Source organism: Geminicoccus sp., assembly GCF_036263595.1.
Taxonomy (GTDB): Bacteria; Pseudomonadota; Alphaproteobacteria; order Geminicoccales; family Geminicoccaceae; genus Geminicoccus.
The window spans coordinates 1-23,855 of the sequence record NZ_DATAGQ010000005.1; the positions used below are offsets into that span (position 1 = coordinate 1).

At 66.7% G+C, this 23,855-nt stretch carries 20 protein-coding genes; 9 read left to right on the forward strand and 11 right to left on the reverse strand.

The features are described 5' to 3' along the window. The 4 genes from VHL31_RS00350 to VHL31_RS00365 form a co-directional block, all read right to left on the reverse strand. Positions 1 to 442 (reverse strand): efflux RND transporter permease subunit (locus VHL31_RS00350; RefSeq protein ID WP_329659211.1); only part of this gene is annotated, 442 nt, incomplete at its 3' end. Further along, positions 439 to 1,722 (reverse strand): efflux RND transporter periplasmic adaptor subunit, encoded by a 1,284-nt coding sequence (locus VHL31_RS00355; protein WP_329659212.1) that lies wholly within the window; start codon positions 1,720 to 1,722, stop codon positions 439 to 441. The genes VHL31_RS00355 and VHL31_RS00350, both read right to left, overlap by 4 nt. A 274-nt stretch (positions 1,723 to 1,996) precedes the next feature. Further along, on the reverse strand, positions 1,997 to 5,194 hold the full coding sequence (locus VHL31_RS00360; protein ID WP_329659213.1) for a multidrug efflux RND transporter permease subunit: 3,198 nt from the start codon (positions 5,192 to 5,194) through the stop codon (positions 1,997 to 1,999). Between the two features lie 16 nt (positions 5,195 to 5,210). After that, on the reverse strand, positions 5,211 to 6,311 hold the full coding sequence (locus tag VHL31_RS00365; RefSeq protein ID WP_329659214.1) for an efflux RND transporter periplasmic adaptor subunit: 1,101 nt from the start codon (positions 6,309 to 6,311) through the stop codon (positions 5,211 to 5,213). Positions 6,312 to 6,522: 211 nt separating this feature from the next. On the opposite strand from VHL31_RS00365, the gene VHL31_RS00370 reads away from it, so the two are divergent. From VHL31_RS00370 to VHL31_RS00400, 8 genes are all read left to right on the forward strand, one after another. Next, entirely contained in the window at positions 6,523 to 9,153 is a 2,631-nt protein-coding gene (locus tag VHL31_RS00370) for an ABC transporter transmembrane domain-containing protein (protein ID WP_329659215.1), read from the forward strand. Positions 9,154 to 9,181: 28 nt separating this feature from the next. After that, positions 9,182 to 9,661, forward strand: a complete 480-nt coding sequence (locus tag VHL31_RS00375) for a Crp/Fnr family transcriptional regulator (protein WP_329659216.1) — start codon at positions 9,182 to 9,184, stop codon at positions 9,659 to 9,661. Next, complete coding sequence (locus tag VHL31_RS00380) at positions 9,658 to 10,875, forward strand: adenylate/guanylate cyclase domain-containing protein (protein ID WP_329659217.1); 1,218 nt, start codon at positions 9,658 to 9,660, stop codon at positions 10,873 to 10,875. Before VHL31_RS00375 ends, VHL31_RS00380 begins: the two co-directional genes overlap by 4 nt. After that, a complete protein-coding gene (locus VHL31_RS00385; protein ID WP_329659218.1) occupies positions 10,857 to 11,579 on the forward strand; it encodes an FkbM family methyltransferase in 723 nt (240 codons plus the stop codon). Before VHL31_RS00380 ends, VHL31_RS00385 begins: the two co-directional genes overlap by 19 nt. Before the next feature lie 81 nt (positions 11,580 to 11,660). After that, a complete protein-coding gene (locus VHL31_RS00390; RefSeq protein ID WP_329659219.1) occupies positions 11,661 to 12,350 on the forward strand; it encodes a phosphatidylserine decarboxylase in 690 nt (229 codons plus the stop codon). Beyond that, the gene (gene pssA / locus VHL31_RS00395; RefSeq protein ID WP_329659220.1) at positions 12,350 to 13,180 is read left to right on the forward strand and encodes a CDP-diacylglycerol--serine O-phosphatidyltransferase; all 831 of its coding nucleotides are present in this window, start codon (positions 12,350 to 12,352) and stop codon (positions 13,178 to 13,180) included. The genes VHL31_RS00390 and pssA overlap by 1 nt, the downstream gene beginning before the upstream one ends. A 54-nt stretch (positions 13,181 to 13,234) precedes the next feature. Then, entirely contained in the window at positions 13,235 to 13,423 is a 189-nt protein-coding gene (locus tag VHL31_RS26805) for an NAD(P)H-dependent oxidoreductase (protein WP_414653617.1), read from the forward strand. 297 nt (positions 13,424 to 13,720) lie between these two features. Next, positions 13,721 to 14,548: a universal stress protein gene (locus VHL31_RS00400; protein ID WP_329659221.1), complete on the forward strand. Its 828-nt coding sequence runs from the start codon at positions 13,721 to 13,723 to the stop codon at positions 14,546 to 14,548. Here VHL31_RS00400 and VHL31_RS00405 read toward each other — a convergent pair. From VHL31_RS00405 to VHL31_RS00425, 5 genes are all read right to left on the reverse strand, one after another. Next, positions 14,538 to 15,062, reverse strand: coding sequence for a disulfide bond formation protein B (locus VHL31_RS00405; RefSeq protein WP_329659222.1), 525 nt, complete (start codon positions 15,060 to 15,062; stop codon positions 14,538 to 14,540). The two genes, VHL31_RS00400 and VHL31_RS00405, sit on opposite strands and share 11 nt — an antisense overlap. Before the next feature lie 20 nt (positions 15,063 to 15,082). Continuing rightward, positions 15,083 to 15,661, reverse strand: coding sequence for a YqaA family protein (locus VHL31_RS00410; protein ID WP_329659223.1), 579 nt, complete (start codon positions 15,659 to 15,661; stop codon positions 15,083 to 15,085). A gap of 69 nt (positions 15,662 to 15,730) precedes the next feature. Then, positions 15,731 to 18,832, reverse strand: a complete 3,102-nt coding sequence (locus tag VHL31_RS00415) for an efflux RND transporter permease subunit (protein ID WP_329659224.1) — start codon at positions 18,830 to 18,832, stop codon at positions 15,731 to 15,733. A gap of 16 nt (positions 18,833 to 18,848) precedes the next feature. Beyond that, complete coding sequence (locus VHL31_RS00420; RefSeq protein WP_329659225.1) at positions 18,849 to 20,069, reverse strand: efflux RND transporter periplasmic adaptor subunit; 1,221 nt, start codon at positions 20,067 to 20,069, stop codon at positions 18,849 to 18,851. Further along, positions 20,066 to 20,869 (reverse strand): TetR/AcrR family transcriptional regulator, encoded by an 804-nt coding sequence (locus VHL31_RS00425; RefSeq protein WP_329659226.1) that lies wholly within the window; start codon positions 20,867 to 20,869, stop codon positions 20,066 to 20,068. The genes VHL31_RS00420 and VHL31_RS00425 overlap by 4 nt, the downstream gene beginning before the upstream one ends. Between VHL31_RS00425 and VHL31_RS00430 the strand changes: the two genes are divergently transcribed. Further along, positions 20,847 to 22,592, forward strand: a complete 1,746-nt coding sequence (locus VHL31_RS00430) for a hypothetical protein (protein ID WP_329659227.1) — start codon at positions 20,847 to 20,849, stop codon at positions 22,590 to 22,592. The two genes, VHL31_RS00425 and VHL31_RS00430, sit on opposite strands and share 23 nt — an antisense overlap. On the opposite strand, the gene VHL31_RS00435 is transcribed toward VHL31_RS00430, so the two are convergent. After that, positions 22,574 to 23,557, reverse strand: coding sequence for a GTP-binding protein (locus tag VHL31_RS00435; RefSeq protein WP_329659228.1), 984 nt, complete (start codon positions 23,555 to 23,557; stop codon positions 22,574 to 22,576). The genes VHL31_RS00430 and VHL31_RS00435 overlap by 19 nt on opposite strands. After that, positions 23,554 to 23,853, reverse strand: coding sequence for a hypothetical protein (locus VHL31_RS00440; protein WP_329659229.1), 300 nt, complete (start codon positions 23,851 to 23,853; stop codon positions 23,554 to 23,556). The genes VHL31_RS00435 and VHL31_RS00440 overlap by 4 nt, the downstream gene beginning before the upstream one ends. Positions 23,854 to 23,855 lie beyond the last annotated feature (2 nt).

Genomic DNA, 23,855 nt, shown 5'->3' on the forward strand with positions numbered 1-23,855 from the left:
TCGGCGAGGAGAGGGCAAGGAACAGGATCGGCTGGTCCGCCGGGTTCACCTTCCGGAAGGAGGGCGGGTTGGTCATCTCTTCCGGGAGCCGCCGCTGGGCGGTGGAGAGGGCCGACTGCACGTCGAGCGCGGCGCCGTCGATGTCACGCTCCAGGTCGAACTGGATCACGATCTGCGTGTTGCCCTGACGGGAGGTCGACGTCATCGTGTCGATGCCGGCGACGGTGGCGAACTGACGCTCCAGGGGGGCGGCCACCGAGGAGGCCATCGTCTCCGGGCTGGCGCCCGGCAGGTCGGCCGTCACCTGGATGGTCGGGAAGTCGACGCGCGGAAGGGCGGCCGAGGGCAGGGTCCGCCAGCCGGCGATACCGGCCAGGATGATGGCCAGCGTGACCAGCGTGGTCATCACGGGGCGGCGGATGCAGGCCTCGGCCAGCTTCATCGACGTGCCTCCAGCCCTTGTTCGCTCTTCTGGATCTGCACGGTCGTGCCGTCGACCAGCCGGATATGTCCGTCAGTGACCACGGTGGTGCCGGCCGGCGGGCCCTCGGCCAGAACCATGTCGTCGCCCGCGGCGCGCGACACGGTGACGGGCACGACCCGTGCCTTGTTCTCCTGGTCGACCACGAACACGAAGGATCCGGTCTGGCTGATCTGCACGGCGTTGCCGGGAACCACCAGCGCGTTCGGCTCGTCGCGCAGCACCAGCCGCGCATCGAGAACGGTACCGGGCCAGAGGCGCTGGTCGTTGTTCTTGATCTGGGCGCGGACCGTCACGAGGCCGGTGCCACGCTCCACCTCGTTCTCGACCATGGTCACCTCGCCCTGTCGCATCTCGCCTGACCCGGGCAGGGGAACCTCGATCCGTGCGTTGTCGGCTGCCGCCAGATCGCCCAGCAGGTTCTGCGGCACGCCCACGGCCACGTAGATAGGGTCGATCTGGTTCAGGGTCGCAATCGTGCTGCCGGTGTCGGAGCCGCGTACGACCGTACCCAGGCTCACGGCCAGCCGGCCGATCCGGCCATCGAAGGGTGCCGTGACGCGATGATGGGCCAGCTCCAGCTGGAGGGAGCGCAGCCGTGCCTCGCCGGCGGCCAAGGCGGCGGTCAGGGCAGCGACGTTGGTGGTGGCGTCGTCCAGCGACTGCTTGGCGGTGGCGCCGCGGGCGGCGAGGTCGGTCGTCCGGGCCAGCAGCCGACGCGCATTGTCGAGCTGCGCCTGGTCGCGTCGAACATTGGCCTCCTGCTCGTCGATCTGCGCCTGGATCGGCTTTTCGTCGAGCTCGACCAGCACATCGCCGGCCTTCACCTGCGCGCCGTCCTCGACCATGATCCGCTCGACCACCCCGTCGACCCGGGCCCGGATCGCCACAGTCTCGACCGCTTCGACGGTACCGACCGACCGGAATTCCACAGGAACGTTACGTATCGTCACCTGAGCGACCGCGACGGGGACGACCGAGGCCGCTCTCGGTGCCCTTGGCCCCTCTTCCTCGCCTGTACCGGTCCCGATGGCGGCTGCAGCCGTCTGTAACCATCCGGGAGCCGTTTCGAGCCAAGGATGCGGGCCGCCGAAACGCAGCCAAGCCAGCGCCGCCAGCACGAGCGCTACTGCAACCAACAGCCATCTGGTCATTGGACGCCCAGATCGGGTTTCAACGGCCGAGGGCGGACGTTCCGGCAGGACGTCCGCCCGATTTTGCGTCATCGACACGTCGGTCATACGTCAGGTCGTCCAGGTCGGTTCACCAGGGGCGTCGGGTTTGTCGGGAGGAGCGCAGTCTATCCTGCCAATCCTTCCGACGCAGCGCCAATTCACGTAACAAATTGTGCACTGCGATAATGCCCGACGTCAGTTCGAGCCGGCATAGACCCGGAACCGGTCCCTCAACCGTTCGGACGAGGCCAAGGATCCTACACTCGTCGTCGCAGCATGGGTGGCACGCGACTGGAAGGTCAGCACCGCATGAAGTGCTCAGACCATCGAGTGGCGGAGGCTACTCCGCCGGGTGCGGCACCTGGCTTGATGGAGCCACCGCCCCCGTGCCCGGCGCCGCTGCCGGTGCGGCCGGCTGGGCGGATTTCGGCTTCCAGCCGGTCTTCTCGCGCAGGTACTGGAACACGACGTAGAGCATCGGGATCAGCAGGATGCCCAGCGTGGAGGCGAACAGCATTCCATAGAACACCGGCGAGCCCACCGCGACCCGGCTGGCCGAGCCAGGTCCCGTCGCTGTGACCAGCGGCACAAGGCCCAGGATGAAGGCGAAGCTCGTCATCATCACCGGCCTGAAGCGCAGCTTGGCTCCCTCGATCGCGCTCTCGATCAGGCCCATGCCCTGGTTGCGCATGTCGAGCGCGAACTCGTTGATCAGGATTGCGTTCTTCGCCGCCAGGCCGATCAGCACGACCAGGCCGATCTGAGCGTAGACATCGAACGCGAGGCCGCTGAAGTACAGGCCGGCGATCGCCCCCAGGATACCCACCGACACCGAGAGCAGCACAGGGACCGGGATGTTCCAGCTCTCGTAGAGCGCGGTGAGGAACAGGTAGGCGAAGACAACTGCCAGCAGCAGCACGATGCTGGTCTTGCCGGCGGCTTCCTTCTCCTGCAGCGCCGTGCCGGTCCACTCGTAGCCATAGCCGGCAGGCAGACCGGCGCCCACACGTTCCATGGCCGCGATCGCATCGCCGGAGCTGGCGCCGGGTGCCGGGCCGCCATTCAGGGTCACGCTGCGAAAGCCGTTGTAGCGGCTGATCGCGGAGGGCCCGAGTTGCAGCCGTACCGACGCGATCGCGCGCATCGGCACCATGTCGCCGGCGGCATTGCGCACGTTGATGCGGAAGATGTCGTCGACCCGTCGGCGATAATCAGCCTCGGCCTGGATCTGCACCTGCCAAGTCCGGCCGAAGACATTGAAGTCGTTGACGTAGTAACCGCCGAGCGTCGCCTGCAGGGTTGAGAAGACGTCGGAAATCTGCACGCCCAGCGTCTGGGCCTTCTCGCGGTCCAGGTCCAGGTAGATTTGCGGTGAATCGGCATTGAAGGAGGTGAAGACGCCGGTCAACTCGGGCTGCTGGTTGGCGTTGACCACCGCCGCCCGGATCACCTGCGCCAGTTGCGCCATCGAGCCGCCCTGCAGATCCTGCAGCTGGAACTCGAACCCGCCTGTCGAGCCAAGGCCGGTGATCGGCGGGACATTCAAGGGCACCACCATGGCATCGGGCACGGCGGCAAGTTCCGGCCTGAGCGCACCCAGGACGGCAAAGACGCTTTCACTGGCATCCGCCCGCTCCTCGAACGGCTTCATCGTGCCGATCAGGAACGCGCTGTTCGACTTGGCCAGGCTGTTCAGGAAGTCGAAGCCCACGATCGCGGTGACCGCGTTGACGCCGGGCTTTTCCCGGACCTTCGCCTCGACCTGCTTGACCACCGCAGCGGTCCGCCCGACCGACGAGCCCTCGGGCAAGGTGACGATGACGAAGAAGGCGCCCTGGTCTTCCGCCGGAAGGAAGCCCTTGGGGGTGACGCCGAACCCGGTCCATATACCGAAGAACACGACACCCAGCGCCACGATCGAGAACGCCGCCGCCCGTACCAGCCGCGCCACGACCGCGCCATAGGCGTCACGGACATGGTCGATGCTCCTCAGCATCCAGGCGAGCGGGCCACGCTGCGGTGGCCGGTGGCCCTGCTTGAGCAGGATCGCGCACAAGGCCGGGGAGAGCGTGAGCGCGTTGACCGCCGAGATCAGCATCGCCACCGACACCGCCACGGCGAACTGCCGGTAGAGCTCGCCGACCAAGCCCGGGATGAACGCGGTCGGCACGAACACCGAGAGCAGCACGAGCGTGATGCCGATCACCGGTGCGGTGATCTCGCTCATCGCCTTGCTGGTGGCGGCCGCGACCGAGAGATGCGGCTCCTCGTGCATCACCCGCTCGACGTTCTCGACCACCACGATCGCATCGTCGACCACGATGCCGATCGCCAGCACCAGCGCCAGCAGCGATACGGTGTTGGCGGAATAGCCGATGGCGAGCAGCACCGCGAAGGTGCCGACCAGGGCCACCGGCACCGCGATGATCGGGATCAGCGTGGTACGCCAGTTGGCCAGGAAGAAGAACACCACCAGGGCCACCAGGACGAAGGCCTCGCCGAGCGTCTTCACGACGTCATGGATCGACGCCTTCACGAACAGGGTCGTGTCGTAGTCGACCGAGTAAGTCATCCCTTCGGGGAAGCGGGAGGAGAGCTGTTCCAGCGTCGCACGGATCGCATCGCCGGTGGCGACCGCGTTGCTGCCGGGCGCCTGGTAGACCGCGATCGAGGCGGCTGGTTGGCCCTGATAGGTGGAGAAACGGTCGGACGACTGTGCGCCCATCTCGACCCGCGCCACGTCCTTGACCCGCACGATCGAGCCGTCGGTGGTCGTGCGCAGGATCAGGTTCTGGAACTGCTCGACCGAACTCAGGCGTCCGAGCGTCGTGATGTTCAGCTGGAGCTGCTGGTCGTCCGTCATCGGCTGGGCGCCGATCCGGCCCACTGCCGCTTGCACGTTCTGCGCCGAGATCGCGTTGGCGACGTCGGTGGGGGTCATGCCGTAGTTGGCGAGTCGCTGCGGGTCCAGCCAGATCCGCATCGCATAGTTCAGGGGGCCGAACAGGGTCGCGTCGCCCACGCCCTCGACCCGCTTGACCGCGTCCAGGACGTTGATCGTCACGTAGTTGGACAGGAACAGCGAGTCGTACTGCCCATCCGGCGAGGAGAAGTTGATGACCTGCAGGAGGGCGGTGGACTTCTTCTTGATGCTGAGGCCGGTACGGGTGACCTCCTCGGGGAGTTGGGCCAGCGCCAGGTTGGCGCGGTTCTGGACGTTGACGGTGTTGATGTCCGGATCCGTCCCGAGTGCGAAGGTCACGTTCAGCGTGTAGCTGCCATCGGCACCCGAGGTCGACTTCATGTAGAGCATGTTGTCGACGCCGGTGACCTGCTGCTCGATCGGCTGGGCCACGGTCTGCTCGACCACGTCCGCGGACGCGCCGGGATAGTTGGCGGTCACCGACACCATCGGCGGGACGATGTCCGGGAACTGCGCCTGCGGGATGGCGAAGATCGAGATGATACCCGCCAGCGTGATCACGATGGAGACGACAAGAGCCAGCCTGGGCCGGGAGATGAAGACGTCCGAGATCATCGTCCGGTGCTCCGGCTCAGGAGGACTTGGCTTCGGTCGCGGTCACCTTCTGGCCGGGCCTTGCCTTCTGCACGCCGTCCACGATCACCCGGTCGCCCTCGTCCAGGCCCTTGGTGACCGCTACCCAGGTACCGGACGTCTGGCCGATCTCGACATGGCGGACCTCGACCGTGTCGTCCTGCTTGACCGTCAGCACATAGGTGCCCTGCTGGTCGAACAGGAGCGCTGACTGCTGGACGACCAGCAACTCGTCGGGCTTGGCCGCTTCCACCGTCACCTTCGCGATCTGACCGTCCACCAGCAGATTGTCGGGGTTGGGGAACTCGGCGCGGACCACGACCGTATCAGTCGCCTGGTCGGCGCTGACATCGACGAAGTCGATCTTGCCGGGGTGGGCGTAGTCGGTGCCGTCGGCCAGGGTCAGGTGCACGACGGCGTTGGAGGCATCGTCGCCGCGCGCCGCCATCTCCTTGCGGATCGCCAGGATCTCGCGGGTGGAGACGGGGAAGGTGGCGTACATCGGGTCGACCGCCACGATGGTGGCGAGCATCCCGCTCTGCGGTGTGACCAGCGCCCCGACATCAAGGGTTGCCTGGCTGATCCGGCCGGTGATGGGGGCGGTGATCGTGGTGTAGCTCAGGTTCAGGTCGGCCTGGGTGACCGCCGCCTCCGCCTGCATCACGGCGCCTTGCGCGTCGCCCTGGGTCGCGACCGCCTGGTCGAGCCTGGCCTGCGCGGTCGCCTGGCTCTTCACGAGCGAGGTCTGCCGGTTGACCTCCAGGTCGGCCTGCTTGGCCGCCGCCTGGGCGCGGGCGAGGTTGCCTTGGGCGGACTGGACCGCCGCCACGTAGTTGGTGCGCTCGATCTCGAACAGGACGTCGCCCTGCTTGACCACGGCACCTTCCTCGAACGCGCGCTTCTGGATGAAGCCCTCGATGCGGGGGACGATCTGGACCTTGTCGGTCGCGACGATCCGGCCGGTATAGCTGCCCTGCGGGGTGATTGGCTGCTTGCCGACCTGCGCTACGATCACGGCCGGCGGCGGCGCTGCCGTTGCGGCCGCCTGATGCGACTCTTCCTCGCCGCAAGCCGACAGCACTAGCATGGCCACCAGCATGCCGGCTTCCAAGAAACGACGCCCATGCAGGTGCGGCATCCGAGCCCCCGACCATCGACCCACCAACACTACTCCGCGTTAGCATGGAGGTTCATACGAAGTCGATGATCGCGCCCATGCCAGCTGTAGTTTCCGACATGCCTGTGTCGCCGCTGGAATGATGCAGGCGGGACGGCTACGGTCCCACGCGCAGGAAACGGATCAGAGACCAATGGAACCAACGATCTTCGGCTATATCCGGCGGCATAGCTGGAAAGAGCAGTTGATCGTGCTGGCGATCACGGCGGCTTCCTTTCCGTTCCTGTACTGGTCACTCAATCTGCCCAAGACGATCGTCAATGACGCGCTGAGCAGGCCCGACGAGCCGCACAATTTCTATGGCTGGGACCTGGACAAGTTCCAGTACCTGTTCGCGTTATGCGGCCTGTTCCTGGCGCTGGTCCTGATCAACGGCATCTTCAAGTACATCGTCAACGTGTATGCCGGACTGGTCGCCGAGCGGATGCTCAGACGGCTGCGCTACGATCTTTATTCGCACATCCTTCGTTTCCCGCTGCCGCACATGAAGCGGGTCAGCACGGGCGAGGTCGTGCAGATGATCAACGCCGAGACGGAAGCTCTGGGCGGCTATATCGGCACGGCCCTGCAGATCCCGGCCTACCAGGGCGGCACGCTGCTGGTCATCCTGGTGTTCATCTTCATCCAGGACCCCGTCCTGGGGCTGGCGGCGATCGCGCTCTACCCGATCCAAGCCTATTTCATCCCGAAATTGCAGCGCCGGGTGAACCGGCTGGGCAAGGAGCGGATCCGGCAGGTGCGGCGGCTGGCCGACCGGATTTCCGAGACGGTGTCGGGCGTGCGCGACCTTCGCGCCAATGACGCTACGCAATACGAACGCGCCCGGATGAGCCAGGAGCTGAGCGTCGTCTATTATATTCGCTACAGGATCTACATCCTGAAGTTCATGATCAAATTCATCAACAATTTCTTCGCGCAGATCGCGCCGTTTTTCTTTTTCTCGGTCGGCGGCTACCTAGTGTTGACAGGGAATGTCTCTTTAGGCGCCATCGTCGCGGTGCTCTCCGCGCATAAGGACCTTTCTAGCCCGTGGCGGGAACTGCTTGATTATTATCAGCTGCTGCAGGATGTGCGAATCAAGTATGATCAGGTCGTGTCGCAGTTCCAGCCGCGCGGGCTGGTCGACGAGCGGCGCCAGCTGGACGAGCCCACAGGTGAACTCAAGTTCGAGGGCGAGATCGAGGCGCGCGGCGTCCTGGTGCGGGACGAGGAGGGCGACACCCGGCTCGACAACCTGTCGTTCAAGATCCCTATGCCTTCGACCGTCGCGATCACGGGGCCGGGCGGTGGCGGCCGCGAGGAACTGGCCATGGCGCTGGCGGGCCTGATCACGCCGGATGCCGGCCGTGTCACGATCGGCGGCCAAGACCTGGCGCAGCTCCCGGATTCGGTGCTCGGGCGCAAGATGGCGTTCGTGGGTTTCCCGCCTTTCGTCGGCTCCGACACAATCGAGGACAATCTCCTGCTCGGCATGCGCCACCGGCCGCTGCACCCCTACCAGCCGTCGAAGGGAGAGGAGGCGCGCTACAAGCGGGAACAGATGGATACCGCACGCGCCGGCAACAGCCCGTTCGACTTCCGTGCCGACTGGGTGGACTGGGCGGCCGCCGGCGTGGAGCGGGAGGAGGATCGGCTGCCGTTCCTGGCGCGCACGCTGGAAGTGGTGCAGCTGGATGCGGACGTCTATGCGCTCGGCCTGCGCGGTACCCTCCAGGCCGACCGCTCGGCCGACCTACGCGAGAAGCTGCTTGAGGTCCGGCGTGCAATGAGCCAGCGGTTGGAGAGCGACGAGTCGCTCGCCCGCCTGGTCGAGCGCTTTGACCCTGCCCGCTACAATAGCAACGCCACCCTGGCGGAGAACCTCCTGTTCGGCGCGCCGGCGGACGACCAGTTCCAGATCGACCGGCTGGCGGAGCACACCTATGTCCGGCAGGTGCTCGACCAGGTCGGGATCAGCAACGAGCTGCGCCAGGCCGGCCTCGGCCTCGCCCGCACGATGGTGGAGCTGTTCGCCGACCTGCCGCCCGACCACGAATTCTACCAGCAGTTCTCGTTCATCCGTGCGGAGGATCTGCCGGACTACCAGGCATTGGTGGCGCGCGCCGATCCCGCCGCTCTCGACCGGCTGGACGAGAACGACCGCCAGCGCCTCCTCGCCCTGCCGTTCAAGTTGATCAACGCGCGGCACCGCCTGGGCCTGATCACGAAGGACCTGGAAGCGAAGATCCTGGAGGCGCGCAAGGTATTCCGGGAGAACCTCCCGCCAGAACTGTCCTCCAGCGTCGCGTTCTTCGAGCCGGACGCCTATAATGACGCGGCTTCCGTCCAGGACAATGTGCTGTTCGGCAAGGTCGCCTATGGCGCCGCCCAGGCGCCGGTCCGCATCGCCGCCCTGATCCGCAGCCTGCTCGAGGAGGCGGGCCTGCGGGAGCGGATCATCGAGGTGGGCCTGTCGTTCCACTGCGGCCCCGGCGGCGGCCGCCTGAGCGTGGCGCAGCGGCAGAAGCTCGCCATCGCACGCGCGATCCTGCGGCGCCCGATGGTGCTGGTGCTGCACGACGCCGCTACCGCAATCGACGCTGCGGATCAGAGTGAGCTGATTGAGCGGATCCTGGAAGCTATGGACGGCAGGACCGTGATATGGTCGCTCGCGAGGGCGGATCTGGCCGGGTTGTTCGGCATGACGCTGGCGCTGGACAAGGGGCGGCTGCTGGACGCGGCCGAGCAGGAACAGAAGGTGGAGCCGCAGGAAGCCGAGGCATGACGACGATCGGAACCGACTGGAGAATGCGTTGAGCCTGCAAGACGATGTCGACGTGCTGCGTGCCATCCCGTTATTCGCCAAGATCGAGCCGGCCAAGCTGAAGCTGCTCGCGTTCACGAGCGAGCACATGGAGTTCGAGGCGGGCGAGACGGTCTTCCGCCAGGGTGATCCCGGTGATGCCGCCTACATCATCCTGGACGGATCGGCCGACATCGTGGTCGACACCCCGCAAGGGGCGGTCACGGTCGCCCACCTCGCCCGCAACGACGTCGTCGGCGAGATCGCGATCCTTTGCGACGTCCCGCGTACCGCCACCGTCGTCGCCAGCAGCGATCTCGCCACGCTCAGGGTCGGCAAGGATGCGTTCTTCAACCTGGTGACCCAGTTCCCGCAGGTCGGCGTCGGGATCATGTCGGAACTGGCCCACCGCCTGCACCAGACGACGGTCAACCTCACCGACCTGTCGGCCAAGCTCAGGCGACTGGAAACGGAGGGCGGTACGGCTTGAGCAAGGCTGCAACGCTGCTCTGGCCGCTCCGGCGCAGCCCGGCGCTGGATTGGTTCGTCCGCATGAACCACGAGCAGCCCTACCTGGACAACCTGTTCGACGAGCTCTGCCACAAGCTGGTCGAGGATGGCCTGCCGATCACGCGTGCCACCTTGAACGTGCGCGGCCTGCATCCGCAGTTCATCGGTGCCTCGGTCATCTGGCGGGACGACGGGCGGCCGTTCGAGATGCGCTTCATTTCCCCGGCCGACGTGGAGGGGCCGAGCTTCCACAACAGCCCGATCAAGGCGCTTTACGAGGGGGCCGAGGGCGTGCGGCAGCGCCTGGACATGCCGGTCAGCGGTCCACAGTACGGGATCTATGCTGATCTCAGGGCGGAGGGGCTGGTCGACTATGTCGCGCGTCCCCTGGTCGGCAGCGATGGGCGGCGGCACTCGATGACCTTCGCGACCGCCAGGGAGGGCGGGTTCTCGACCGAGGACCTGTTCATGATCGACGACCTGATGCCGCTCCTGGCCATGGCGGCCGAGGCTAGGGTCGGCCGTCGCATCACCAAGACCATTCTCGAAACCTATGTCGGCAAGGAAGCCGGCCTGCAGATCCTGGCTGGTAACATTCGCCGTGGGGTGCACGAGGTCATCGAGGCCGCGGTCTGGATTGCCGACCTCGCCCATTTCTCGGAACTCGTGGACCGCTCGCCCCGGGAAGAGGTGCTGGAGGTCCTGGACACGTTCTTCGACGCGATGGGCAAGCCGATCCAGGACCATGGCGGCGAGATCCTGAAGTTCATCGGCGACGCCGTGATGTGCGTGTTCCGGCTGGACAGCCCGGACGCCAGCCAGCGTGCATTGGCGGCGGCACGCGACGCCTACCATGCGATGGAGGCGATCGGGCAGGAGCGGCGCAGCCGGGGGCTGGAGCCGCTCGGCTACGGGCTGGGCCTGCATGTAGGCCAGGTGATCTTCGGGAACATCGGCACGCAGGACCGGCTCGACTTCACGGTGATCGGACCGGCGGTCAACGAGGCGGCGCGGCTGGAGCGGCTGTCGCGCACGCTCAGCCGGCACGTGGTCATCTCGGATGCGTTCGCTGACCAAGTGGGACGGGATGCCCTGATCCCGCTCGGCCAGCACCAGCTGCGCGGCCGCGAGACACCCATCGACCTGTTCGGGCTGCCCGAAGAAGAAGGTAACCCGTGGTCCTACGTCGTGTGATCCGTGGGCTTGGCTACGACCTGGTCAGGCGCGGCAAGACCCGCGACGTGCACGACCAGCTGGTAGCCGCCCTCAAGGCAAACGCGGTGGACGCAGTGATCGATGTCGGCGCCAATGAAGGCCAGTACGGCCGGCGGTTGCGCCGGCATGGCTGGGACGGCCCGATCATCAGCTTCGAGCCGCAGGCCGACGTGCACGGCCGGCTCATGCGCAGGGCGTCGCGGGATGCGGAATGGATCGTGGCGCCGCCCATGGCGCTCGGTGCCATCGAGGGCATGGCGGTGCTGGAGCGGTCGGCGGAGAGCGACATGAGCTCGCTGCTCCCCCAGAACGCCACCATGCGCAAGATCTCGCCCAGTTCGCAGACGACGGGGCAGGTCGAGGTGCCGCTGCAGCGCCTGGATCAGCTGCCCCAGCTGCGGGATGGACGCTTCACGCGGATGCTGCTGAAGATCGACGTGCAGGGCAGCGAGCTGGACGTGCTGGAGGGAGCTCGCGGCCTGCTCGACCGGATCGTCGGGATCCAGTTGGAAACCGCACTCGTACCACTCTATGTCGGTGAGCAGGGTTTCCGCACCACGCTGGACCGGCTCGACGAACTCGGATTCGACCTGCATCTGGTGATACCAGGCTACTACGAGCGCAAGCTCGGCCGGCAGCTTCAGGTCGACCTGGTGGCCTTTCGCGAGCGTTCCCTGGAATGATCACCATATGCATGGCCGGGCGACCGGCCAACGCTTTTGCCCTCATCCGGCGCGCGCCGCCACGAACACGGATACAGAGCCTTGTCGACATTCGCCATTCCACCCATTCATCGCAAAGGGTGGCCATTCATCGCCGGCTTCTTCGTCATTGCCGTCATGCTTGGCGCTTTGTGGATGCCGCTGTTCTGGCTCGGGCTGATCCTGACCCTGTGGTGCGCCTATTTCTTCCGTGATCCGGCAAGGGTCACCCCGGTCGATCCATGGCTGGTGACCAGCCCGGCCGATGGCGTGGTGGTCCATGTCGGCACCCGCAAGCCACCGCCGGAACTGGGCGTGGACCTGGAGCCCAGGCCCTGCATCGGCATCTTCATGAACGTCTTCGACGTGCATGTGAACCGCACGCCGGTGGCGGGACTGGTCACGCGCCGCGCCTATCATGCCGGCAAGTTCCTGAACGCCAGCTTCGACAAAGCGTCGGACGAGAATGAGCGCATGTCCTGGGCGATACGGCCGCACGGCTATGCCGAGGAGGTGTTCCTCGTGCAGATCGCTGGCCTGGTGGCGCGGCGCATCGTCCCGTTCGTCGGCATCGGCGCCAGCGTGGAGCCTGGGCAGCGCGTCGGCCTGATCCGGTTCGGCAGCCGGTGCGACGTCTATCTTCCGCCGGGCATGATCCCCAGATTGCTGGTGGGGCAGCGCTGCATTGCCGGCGAGACGGTGCTGGCCGACGGCGAGGCCACTTATCCGGCGCGGAGCGGGGTGATCAGCTGATGTTCAGGAATCGCAGGATCAGGCGCGAGCGCCGCCCGCTGGGGGCCCGACCGTTCTACGTGTTCGTGCCGAACCTGATCACGATCCTGTCCTTGTGCGCCGGCTTCACCGCCATCCGCTATGCGGCGGACCAGCAGTGGGAGCTGGCCGTCACCCTCATTGCCGCCTCTATCATCCTGGACGGGCTGGACGGCCGTGCCGCCCGGATGCTCAACGTCCAGTCCAAGCTGGGCGCCGAACTGGACAGCCTGGCCGATTCCTTGAGCTTCGGCATCGCGCCCGCGATGATCCTCTACTGGTGGTCGCTCCACGAGGTGAAGGGTCTGGGCCTGGCGGTCGCGCTCCTGCTGGCGGTCTGCTGCGCGCTGCGCCTGGCCCGCTTCAACACGCAGCTCGACGACCCACAGCGCCCGGTCTGGACGATGTTCTTCTTCCAGGGCATTCCGGCGCCGGGCGGCGCCGCCGTAGCGCTGTCGCCGATGATGGCCAGCTTCGTCGTCGATGGCGCCTTCTTCCGGCACTGGTCCGTGGTCGCGGTCGTCACCGTGTTCACGGCGCTGATGATGGTGAGCCGGGTTCCGACCTTCTCGATCAAGAAGTTCCGGATCGAGCCCGGCTGGCAGCTCAGCGCGCTGGTGGCGGGTGCTGCCGTGGCCGCCCTGTTCTTCGCCATGCCCTGGGCGACGATCGCCGGCGCCTGCCTGATCTACGTGGCCACGATCCCGTTCAGCATCTCCGCCGCCCGGCGCTTCCAGCGGCGAGAGGACCTGCCGGTCAAGCCGGAGCCGGGCGAGCCGGCAACGCAGGCCGGCGGCAGGGGCGACCTCTAGGCATCCTGGACAAGAGCCGGCCGCGGCTTCTCGGATCCCCCGGATGCGGGGGATCTGCTCGGCGAGGAAGTCGACCAGCAGAAGTTCCGGCGGGCCGACGCCCTGATCCTCCAGGTCTCCCTCTGGTGGTTCACCATGGCGGCAATCCTCAAGGGCTGGGTCGACCGCTACGGCGAGGGGCCTTCGTCGGAAAGCAAGCGATGCCGGTCGTCTCAACGAGACCGACTTCCCGGGTGCAACTGATCGCCTGCGCGAGCGGATGCGGACGATCGCGACCACCCCGCCTACTTCGTACCGCCGGCAGAATGGCGGAGGCTATCTGATACCCAGCAGTGGACTTCGCCTTGCCTGCGGGATCCGGGCGCGACCGGCTTCGGGATTCACCTGAATGGCACGGGCGCGGTTGCTACCGGTGGATGGGACGGAGCCGTCCGTTCTTCGGGGGCATGATCTGCGGCCGTTCGTCTTTACCACACTGTCTGCTTGCGTCGGCCCCTGATCCTGGCCAACTTCGGCGCCGCCCGGACGGGAGAGCAGACGATGGCCTATCGCACGATTCTGGTTGGTCTCGATGATTCGGACAGGATGCCGGAACGGGCTGCCTTCGCGCTGGCCCTGGCCGAGCGGCACCAGGCGCGGCTCATTGGCATCCTGGTGAACCCTTTGCCGTTCATGCCGACGGCACTCGGCGAGAGCGCGGCCTATGCCGGGCCCGAGATCCTGGAGGCACAGGAGGAGGCTGCCGAGGCCCGCCCGGCGCGTGTCCAGGCGGCGTTCCAGCAGGCGACGGCCACGGGAACGATCGAGCGGCAGTTCGTGGCGGCCGAGGGCGGGGCCGGTGAGACCATCGCCGAATATGCGCGGACCGTGGACCTCACGATCGTCGGCCAGAGCCATGGCGACGGGCTGGAAGTGATCGCAATGGAAACGGCCGAGCAGGTCGTTGTCGGTGCCGGCGGACCGGTCCTGGTGCTGCCGCATGGCATGCAGGTGCAGCAGGATTTCGCACGGTCCTGGCTGCTTGCGTGGGATGGAGGGCGGGAAGCCTCGCGTGCCCTGGGGTTCGCCCTGCCGTTCCTGCAGGAGGCCGACCGGGTCGTGATGGTGGCGGCGGGATCGGAGTACCATGCCTCGGCCGATGCGGCAGCGCTGCGATTGGCCGGGCATGGCGTGAGGGTCGAGCTTGAAAAGCTCGACGAGCCGGAGGGCCATGTCGGCGACCTGCTGCTCGCCATCGCCGACACCAAGCAGTGCGGCGCCATCGCGATGGGCGCCTACGGCCACTCCCGCTTCAGGGAACTGATCACCGGCGGCACGACGCTCAAGATCGTGCGCGACGCGCGGCTTCCCGTGCTGTTCAGCGCCTGACGAACGTACGAACCACCGTGCTGGCGGTCAGCACGGTGAGCAGGGCCGCCCAGGCCGCTGTCGCCTGAGCGACGGACAGCACGTTCGGGACGAGCCAGGCAGGCCGGTCACAGGTGGGGCCGGCCACCTGCAGCATCTTGCGCAGGTCTTCCAGCGAGTTCGCTCGGCCAGCGCCGGTGCAGGTGGCGGACATCTCGAACCAGCCGAACTCCACACCGACGTGGTAGACGGTCAGCCCGGTGGTCCCCAGGAGAATCGCCAGGCATAGCAGCAGGCCGAGCCGGCCCTGGTCGAGCAGGAAGCCGCCCAGGCCCGCGACGGCCAGGGCCCCGAAGGCATAGCGCTCCTTGATGCACAGGGCACAGGGATGCATGCCGAACGCGTACTCGAGAAGGAAGGCGAAGGCCAGGCTCGCCAGGGCCAGCAGTGCCAGCCAGAGACAGACCGTGCGCGGGCCAGGCCAACCGGCCCCATCGCTAGGCACGAAACGGTCGCTGCTCTTCGAAGCTACCACGTCATTTCCTCCGCTTGGTGTCAGATCCACCTGAGCGCCACGAAGCCCAGCACGATCGCGCCCGCGAACGCGGACGTGACCAGGGTCAGGCGGCGCTCGATGAAGTCGCGGATCGGCAGGCCGAACCTACGGAGAAGGGCGGCCAGGAGAAAGAAGCGTGCGCCACGGGTGATGATGGACGCTACGGTGAAGACCGCCAGCGAGAAATGTGCGGCTCCCGAGGCGATGGTCACGAGCTTGTAGGGGATGGGGGTCAGTCCCTTGATGAGGATGATCCACAGGCCCCATTCCTGGTAGGACGCCTGGAAAGCGTTCGCTTTCTCCTGCAGGCCGTACAGGTTGAATACCCAGTTGCCGAGCGTCTCGAACAGGAAGTAGCCGATTGCATAGCCGAGCATGCCTCCGACCACGCTCGCGATCGTGGCGATGGTGGCGATCCGCCAGGCGCGCTCAGGATTGGCCAGCACCATCGGCACGATCATCACGTCCGGCGGGATCGGGAAGAACGAGCTCTCGGCGAAGCTGACGGCTGCCAGGGCACGCTCGGCACCTGGCCTGGTCGCTTCGCGCATCAGTCGATCATAGGTCCGCCGGAGCAAGGTGCGTCCTCCACGCAAGGTCCGGCGCACGCTCTACAGGCAAGGCGGCCGAAGGGCTATCCGGCGGAGCTATTCCGCCGGGACATGTGACACCTTGGGAGCCGGTTCGTCCGGCACGTTCAAGGACATCGCCCGGCGAATCAGCCGGCCGATGAAGGTCCCGATCGTATCCATCACCGAGTAGAAGCTCGGCACGAACACGAGCGAGAGCAGGGTCGAGACGATCAGACCGCCAATCACGCCGATCGCCATGGGTGCCCGGAACTCGCCGCCATCGCCCACCCCATAAGCACTGGGCAGCATGCCCGCGACCATTGCGATGGTGGTCATGATGATCGGGCGCGCCCGCTTGCGGCCGGCCTCGATGATCGCCTGGTGCTTTGCCGTGCCGCGCGCCTGCTCCTCGACCGCAAAGTCGACCAGCATGATCGCGTTCTTCGTCACGATCCCCATGAGCATGAGAATGCCAATGACGACCGGCATGCTGATCGCGTTGCCGGTCACCACCAGCGCGAAGATCACGCCGCCGATCGAGAGCGGCAGGGAGAGAAGGATGGTGATCGGGTGAAAGACGCTGCCGAACAGAAGGATCAGCACGCCAAGCATCATCAGAAGGCCCGCTCCCATGGCGGCCGCGAACCCGCCGAACACCTCGCCCATGATCTCGGCATCACCGGTGGCCTGCTGGCGGACACCCTTCGGAAGCTGCTGCAGATAGGGCAGGTTCTCGACCAGCTCGGTCGCCTGACCGAGCGGCATCCCGCGGGCAAGGTCGGCACCGATCACGACCCGACGCTCCCGATCATAGCGATCGATGGAGGACGGCCCCTGGCCGGGCATGACATCCGCGACCGCCAGCAGCGGTACGGGCACGCCAGCGGTGCCGGTGACGGTCGTCACCTGGAGGAGGTCCAGGTCGGTGCGGGTGGCCGGGTCCAGCTGGACCCGAATCGGAACCTGACGGTCGCCGGCATCGAACTTGGCCATGTTGGCTTCGGTGTCGCCGATGGTGGCGACCCGCACCGCTTCGGCGATCGCATCGGTGGACACGCCGAACCGGGCCGCCTCGTCCAGCCGCGGCACGACCCGGATCTCCGGACGTTCCACGCCGGCATTGGCGGCGACGTTGGTGAAGCCGGGGATGCGGCGCATGGCGGCTTCCAGACCACCCACGCCCTCGCGCAAGGCCGTCGGATCGTCGCTAAGCACGCTGATCGAGAGCTGGCGCTCGCCACGCTCGTTCACGTACCAGGCGCGCAGGTCCGGCAGGTCGGACAGGCGCCGCGCGATCTCCAGCTCGATGTCCTTCTGCGAGCGGTCACGTTCGCTCTTGGGCGTCAGTTGGACGTACATCGCCGCCTTGCGGACCTCGAGCGTGCCGGTGGGCGACGAGCCGCCGATCACCAGAACCTGGCGAACCTCCGGGATCTGCTTGGTGACCTGCACGGCCTCGTCGGTGACGCGCTGGGTCTGGGCGAGGGTGGCACCCGGCGGAAGCTCGAGGCTGACCACGGTCCGGCCGGCATCCTCGTCGGGGATGAAGCCCGTGGGCAGGAGGCCCGTGCTCCAGATCGAGAGCGCGAACAGGCCGATGCTGGCCAGCATGGTGAGCCAGCGGTGCCGGAGGGTCGCGCGAAGGAGGCCGGTATAGGCGCGCATCACGAAGCCGTCCTTGGGCTCCTCGTGCGCGTAGCTCTTCATGAAGTAGGCGGCCATCATCGGCGTGATCAGCCGCGCCACCAGGAGCGAGAACAGCACCGCGACAGCGACGGTCAGGCCGAACTGCTTGAAGTACTGGCCGGCGATGCCGCCCATGAAGCTGACCGGGGCGAACACGGCGACGATCGTGAAGGTGATCGCGATCACGGCCAGCCCGATCTCGTCGGCTGCCTCCATGGCGGCACGGTAGGGCGACTTGCCCATCTTGATGTGCCGCGCGATGTTCTCGATCTCGACGATCGCGTCGTCGACCAGGATGCCCGTCACCAGGGTGATCGCGAGCAGCGATACGAGGTTGAGCGAGAAGCCCATCAGCTCCATCGCGAAGAAGGTCGGGATCACCGAGAGCGGCAGGGTGATGGCGGCGATCAGCGTCGCACGCCAGTCGCGCAGGAAGATGAACACGACGATGACCGCGAGGATCGCACCCTCGATCAGGGTCGACATCGCGCTCTCGTAGTTGCCGATCGTGTAGCGGACCGCGTCGTCGATGAGCTGGTAGGTCACGCGCGGGTCCTGCGCCTGCAACTCGCCCAGCGCCTTTTGCACCGTGTTGCGGACGTCCAGCTCGGAGGCGCCCTTCGACCGGTACACCGACAGCGCCACGACCGGGACATCGGCATCCAGGCGGGCGAAGCTGCGGATCTCCTCGAAGCTGTCCGTGATCGTGCCGAGCTCGTCCAGCCGCGCGAACCGGTCGCCCGGCAGCGCTATGGTCGTGGCGGCCAGATCCTGCATGGTGCGGGCCTGGGCCAGTGTACGGATTGACTGTTCCTGTCCCGCCACCTCGGCGCGGCCACCACCCATGTCGACCGAGGTCGACCTGAGCTGCGCGTTCACGTCCGCTGGCGTCACCCCCAGGGCGTTCAGCCGGTCCGGGTCGAGCGAGACCAGGAACTGCCGGTCGACGCCGCCCAGCCGCTCGACCTTGCCGACGCCCGGCAGCCCCTGCAGGAGCTTGCGGGTGGTGTCGTCGGAGTACCAGGACAGCTGCTCCAGCGTCATGGCCGGCGCCACGGCGGCGTAGGTCAGGATCGCCTGGCCGGCCACATCGATGCTCTGGGTGATCGGCTCGTCGATACCCCGCGGCAGATCCTGGCGGATCTTGGCGACCGCGTCCTTCGTGTCGTTCAGCGCCCGGTCAGGATCGACCTCCAGGCGGAACTCGATGGCGGTGACCGAGCTGCCGTCGGTGATCGTCGAGGTGACGTGCTTCACGCCTGTCAGGTTGGCGACCGCATCCTCGACCCGCTTGGTCACCTGCGACTCGAGTTCCGACGGTGCGGCACCCGACTGGGTGATGGTCACCGAGACCACCGGGACGTCGATGTTCGGGAACCGCGTGATCGAGAGGTTCTGGAACGTGTAGATGCCGAGCAGCGTCAGCACCGCAAACAGAACGATCGACGGCATCGGCTTGCGGATCGACCAGGCGGAAACGTTCATGGTCATGGGACCCGGCTCCGGCTCAGCTTCTCGAGCTCGACTGGAGGACCTCGGCGACCGGCTCGCCGGCACCCTGGATGGGAACCGGGCGGACCCGGTCACCGTCACGCAGGAAGGTGCCGGACACTGCGACGATCTTCTCGCCGGCCTCCAGCCCCTTCACGACGATCACGGAGTCGCTGGTGCGGATGCCGAGTTCGACCACCCTGGTCTCGACCTGGTCGTTCTCTACCACCTGCACTTCCTGGTGGCCGACCGCGAACTGGACCGCCGTCACCGGCACCGCCACGCCGCGCTGGCGGTCAACCTCCACGCGGCCCCGGGCGAAGGTGCCGATGGTCAGGTCCTCGCTGTCGTCCAGCCGGATCTTCACCTTGCCGAGCCGGCTCTGCCGGTCGATCTGCGGCGCGACCAGCCGGATCTCGCCCTTGATTGGAGTCGTCCGTCCGACCGGCACCACCTCGACGGGCTGCCCCACGGCCAGGCGCGCCAGCTGTACCTCGGCCACCTGGGCGTGCAACTCGACGTCATTGTCCTCGACAATGCGGAACAGCGGGTTGCCGGCCATGGCAGCCAGGGCGCCGACGCGTGCGGTCCGCTCGCTGATCCGGCCAGCGGCGGGGGCCCTGATCTCCGTGAAGCCGATCCTGACCATGAGTTCGGCGCGGTCTGCCTCCGCCTCGACCACCTGGGCCTCGGCAACCCTGACATTCTGCTGGGCAGTCGCCAGCCGGGCCCTCGCCGTCTTTGCCGCCGCCTCGCGCTCGTCCAGCGAGGCTGCCGAGGCATTGCCGCGCTTGGCCAGCTGGCGTGTACGCTCGTAGTCGGCCTCGGCCTGCTCCAGGGTCGCGCGGGCTTCCTCGATCTGGCTCTGCACCATGTCGACATTGGTCCGCGCACGCGCCAGCGCTGCCTCGACCGCTGCCTGCTCCGCCTCCAGCAGGTCGCGCGACAGCCTCGCCAGCAGCTGTCCCTTCTCCACCATCTCGCCCTCGTCGGCGAGAATCTCGACGATGCGGGCGCCGTCGATCTCGGGGCCGACCATGACCTCCTCGCGGGCGGCCAGCGATCCGTTCACGACGATGTCGGCTACGAGCTCGCGCTCGGTGGCGGTCACCACGCTGACGGTCGGCGCTACGACCGGGACGGACGAGGTGGATGCATCCTCGGCCGCAGCCGGGCCAGTGCCTAGCAGCTGCGTCGACAAGACAAGCGCTGCGACGAAGGCTGGGAGGCGGGTCACGGGAGTAGCTCCGGTTCAGGGGTCGTCCGCGAAAGATCGAGATGGCCGGCGAGGCCGGCACGAAACACGGTCATGATGCCGGCCAGGGCCTGCTCGCTGTCGAATGCATCGTCCAGCGCGCGCGCCTTGAAGATTCCGTCGCTCATGGCCGTCAGGACGGCGACGAGACCCTCGATGTCGAGATCCGGCACTGTTTTGCCCTGCCGCTTGAGCGTCTGGCAGAGCGCTATCAGGTGGTCACGCACGTCCCGCTCGATGCTCATGCAGAGCGCGCGGATCGCCGGATCGCGAGCGCTTTCTGCCCAGATCTGCAGCGTGATCATCGATTTCTCGCGCGGCTCGTCCACGAAGAAGTGCCTTGCCAGGGCGCCCACCGCTCGCAGCACGTCGTCGGCCATGGCCGCTTGCGAGAAGGCCGCGGCAATCTCTGCCCGGTCACTCTCGATCAGGCCGGCGATCAGCGCCTCCTTGCTCGGGAAATAGACATAGATGCCGCCAGGGCTCACTCCGGCTTCACGGCAGATGTCCTGCATGGAGGTGCGGTGGAATCCGTCACGGGTGAAGCAGCGGCATGCGGCCTCCAGAATATGGATACGCCGTTCGTGCTGCTGATGGTGCGAGAGGCGGGGCATGCCGATTTTAATAAAGAACGAACGTTCGTTTTTCAAGAGATGATGTAAAATGCCTGGACACGGCAGCCGGCGCCGCGAAAGCTGCTGCCCACTACGAGAACGTGTGCGCCCTCCGCCAATATGGCTGCCCGGTGGAGATGGATCGATGGTCGAACGCGTCGGCGTCATCGTCGTTCATGGGATCGGCGAGCAGAAACCCGGTGATCATGTCGAGACGGTGGTCCGGCCGCTCGCCAGCGCCATGCGGAACCTGCGCTGGAACGTGACGATCGAGGACAGGACGGGGGCGGTCCTGCGTCGTGAGGGTGAGCCCCACGTCGTGCTCCACGTCGCTCGCCAGGACGGGGCGATGCTTGAGATCGGCATCCACGAGGTCCATTGGGCTGACATCAACGAGGAGAACTCGATCGGCAAGGGGATCCGCTTCTGGCTCTGGGGCCTCGGTGCCTGGTGCATGCCCCGCTACAAGTGGAGAGTCCGAGACCTGAAACCCGGCGAGCCGCCACATCCCCAGTCGGTTCTGGCCTCTCCCGTCTTCGACGATCACCGGCGCGGCCCGTTGCGCCTGCGCGACCGGCTCCAGTTGTTCGTCGCGAGTTGGACCTTCGCCAGCTTGGCCATCGTCGTCCAGGGCATCGAGTGGATGGCGCAACGGCTGTTCAACACCCGGCCGTGGCCCGCCGTGAAGCTGATCGTCAGCTATCTCTCGGCGGTGAAGATCTACACGCAGCCGCGTCGACATGGACCGAAGTTCCTGGGCAGCCATCTGGAACCCCCGCGCTTCACCATCCGCCGCCGGATGGTCGAGGCAATCGTGGACGTGGCCTTGTGCGACTACGACCGCTGGTACGTCCTGGCCCACAGCCAGGGTACGGTCGTCGCTCATTATGGGCTGATGGCGACAGGTGCCGCGATCGCCAACTTCCTGAGCGATAGCCGCTTTGCGCGGCTGAGGGCCGCTCCTTCCAAGATGAGGTACCTGAGGAACGACGCGCCCGGAGCAATGCCGGGCACGTTGAGGGTATCGCGGCCGGCGGCTCCCGTTGGACGGCGCGACCGGCGATCGGTCGACCGAAATATCCTGTTCCAGAAGTTTCGCGGCCTGCTCACCTATGGCAGTCCGCTCGACAAGTACGCGGCCATTTGGCCCGGCACTGTGTCCATCCATACCGAGCCCGGGTTCCATCCCGAGGCGTGCTGGTTCAACGTGTATGATACGGTCGATCCAGTGTCCGGCCCACTTGATGCCTACACCAGGCGGGGACCGGAGCCAGCCTCCATGGCCGAGTACGCTTTCAAGCCGATCAACAGGTCCATGAACACGCACTGGGCCCTCCTGCTTGGCCATTTACGCTACCTGAAGAGCGGTCAGGTGCCGACCGAGCTGGCGACAGCCGTGGCTTGGTGGCTGACGGATGGTGCTACCGCGTCAATGGAAGCGGTGGGCGCCAGTCGGCCCAGTCTTTGGCGGCGCGCCTGGAAGGTCGTCTCGGTGATCCTCCTCCTGGCGCTCCAGGCAACGCTCCTCGTGCTCGTGATCGAACTGGTGATCTGGCTCGTGCCGGACAGCGTCTGGGCATGGCTGCCAGAGGCGCCCGTGCCTGAGGTCGTCCGGCACTGGGGACAGGTGGCGCCCGAGGCCACGCAACTTCTGGGCTGGACGATTCTGGTCATTATCGGCGGCATCGTCGGCGCGCTGTTCACCGAGCAGGATCCGGAGGACGAGTGGGTCGGCCACAAGCAGGATCGTTACCTCGACCCGCCGATTCTCCTCCGCGTGATTAAGGACAGGGTGATCGACCAGATCCGGAACTGGCGTGGCATGAAGGTCATGCCGACCAACCCGCAGCTGAGCTGGCTTCGTCGCCTTGCTCACTTCCTCAGGCGCTGAAAGACAGCAAACGAACGCCTGATGCGCTCCTCGTCCAAGCTGATGCCGATGAAGACGAGCCGCGTGGCCGCATGGCCGTCCGGCCAGACCGGCAGGTGCGTTGGAGGAAAGACGACGTGCTGGACGCCCTGCACGACCACGGGCAGGGAAGAGTCCCGGACCTGGACCAAGCCCTTGACCCGCAGGATGCGCTCGCCATGGCGGTGCAGGAGCAGGCTGAGCCAGACTCCGAAGGCGGCCCACTCGACCGGCTGGTCCGTCGCCAGCACCAAGCTGCCGATCTGGCCATGGCATGACGGGCCGGGCGCGTAGGCCAGCCAGCGACGGACTTCGCGGACCGGCTCGGCATCGTCGAACAGGGAGAAGGGATCCGGCAGGTCCCCTTGGACCGATTGCAGCACCGGTGCAGTTGGGTTGATCTCGTGCAGGGCTGCATCCAGCGCCTGCAGGGCCGGTGGCTGGGCCAGGTCGGTCTTGGTGACGACCAGCCGGTCAGCTACTGCCACCTGCCGCCGGCTCTCGTCGTGCCGGGCCAGCGTATCGGCGCCCGCGATGCCGTCCACCGTCGTGACGACGCGCCCGATGCGCAGGTGCCAGCGCAGCATCGGGTCGACGCTCATGATCGCGAGGATCGGGGTCGGATCGGCCAGCCCGGTGGTCTCGATCACGATCCGACGGAACGGCGGGAGCAGGCCTGCCTCCCGCTTGGCCCAGAGATCCTTGAGGGAGATCGCCAGATCGTCACGGATTGTGCAGCAGATGCAGCCCGAAGAAAGCAGCACCGTGTCCGGGTCGACCGACTGGACCAGCAGGTGGTCCAGCCCGACCGTGCCGAACTCGTTGATGAGCACGGCCGTGTCGGCCAGGGCCGGGCTCGCCAGCAGACGGGCCAACAGCGTGGTCTTGCCGCTGCCAAGAAAGCCGGTGAGCAGGTCGACCGGGACCTTCTCGCCCGTGCCGCTCACAAGACCCGGTCCAGCTTCTCCAGCAGGTCCGGATCGAGTGGGTCGATCGGGCCGAGCACCCGGTCGACGGCATGCCAGAGATCGGCCAGCGTGTCCGCCAACTCGACTCGACCAGTCGGCGTGGTCAGGCGCAGCTTCGCCCCTTGCCAGTCCGCGACCTTGGCCCGCTTGGGAGCCAGGACCGCGGAGGCGAGGGCAGCGCGGCGCTCGCGGGCATGGCGATAGGTCACCGTCTCGCCAACATGGCGCGCATCCGACCAGTGGTCGGCGCCAAGCACGCCGCACAGCCCGCACATGA

Coding starts and splice junctions, on each gene's coding strand:
- VHL31_RS00355 (WP_329659212.1), bottom strand. CDS start 1,722: ATGACCGACGTGTCGATGACGCAAAATCGGGCGGACGTCCTGCCGGAA.
- VHL31_RS00360 (WP_329659213.1), bottom strand. CDS start 5,194: ATGATCTCGGACGTCTTCATCTCCCGGCCCAGGCTGGCTCTTGTCGTC.
- VHL31_RS00365 (WP_329659214.1), bottom strand. CDS start 6,311: ATGCTGGTGGCCATGCTAGTGCTGTCGGCTTGCGGCGAGGAAGAGTCG.
- VHL31_RS00370 (WP_329659215.1), top strand. CDS start 6,523: ATGGAACCAACGATCTTCGGCTATATCCGGCGGCATAGCTGGAAAGAG.
- pssA (WP_329659220.1), top strand. CDS start 12,350: ATGTTCAGGAATCGCAGGATCAGGCGCGAGCGCCGCCCGCTGGGGGCC.
- VHL31_RS00400 (WP_329659221.1), top strand. CDS start 13,721: ATGGCCTATCGCACGATTCTGGTTGGTCTCGATGATTCGGACAGGATG.
- VHL31_RS00415 (WP_329659224.1), bottom strand. CDS start 18,832: ATGACCATGAACGTTTCCGCCTGGTCGATCCGCAAGCCGATGCCGTCG.
- VHL31_RS00430 (WP_329659227.1), top strand. CDS start 20,847: ATGGTCGAACGCGTCGGCGTCATCGTCGTTCATGGGATCGGCGAGCAG.
- VHL31_RS00425 (WP_329659226.1), bottom strand. CDS start 20,869: ATGACGCCGACGCGTTCGACCATCGATCCATCTCCACCGGGCAGCCAT.
- VHL31_RS00440 (WP_329659229.1), bottom strand. CDS start 23,853: ATGTGCGGGCTGTGCGGCGTGCTTGGCGCCGACCACTGGTCGGATGCG.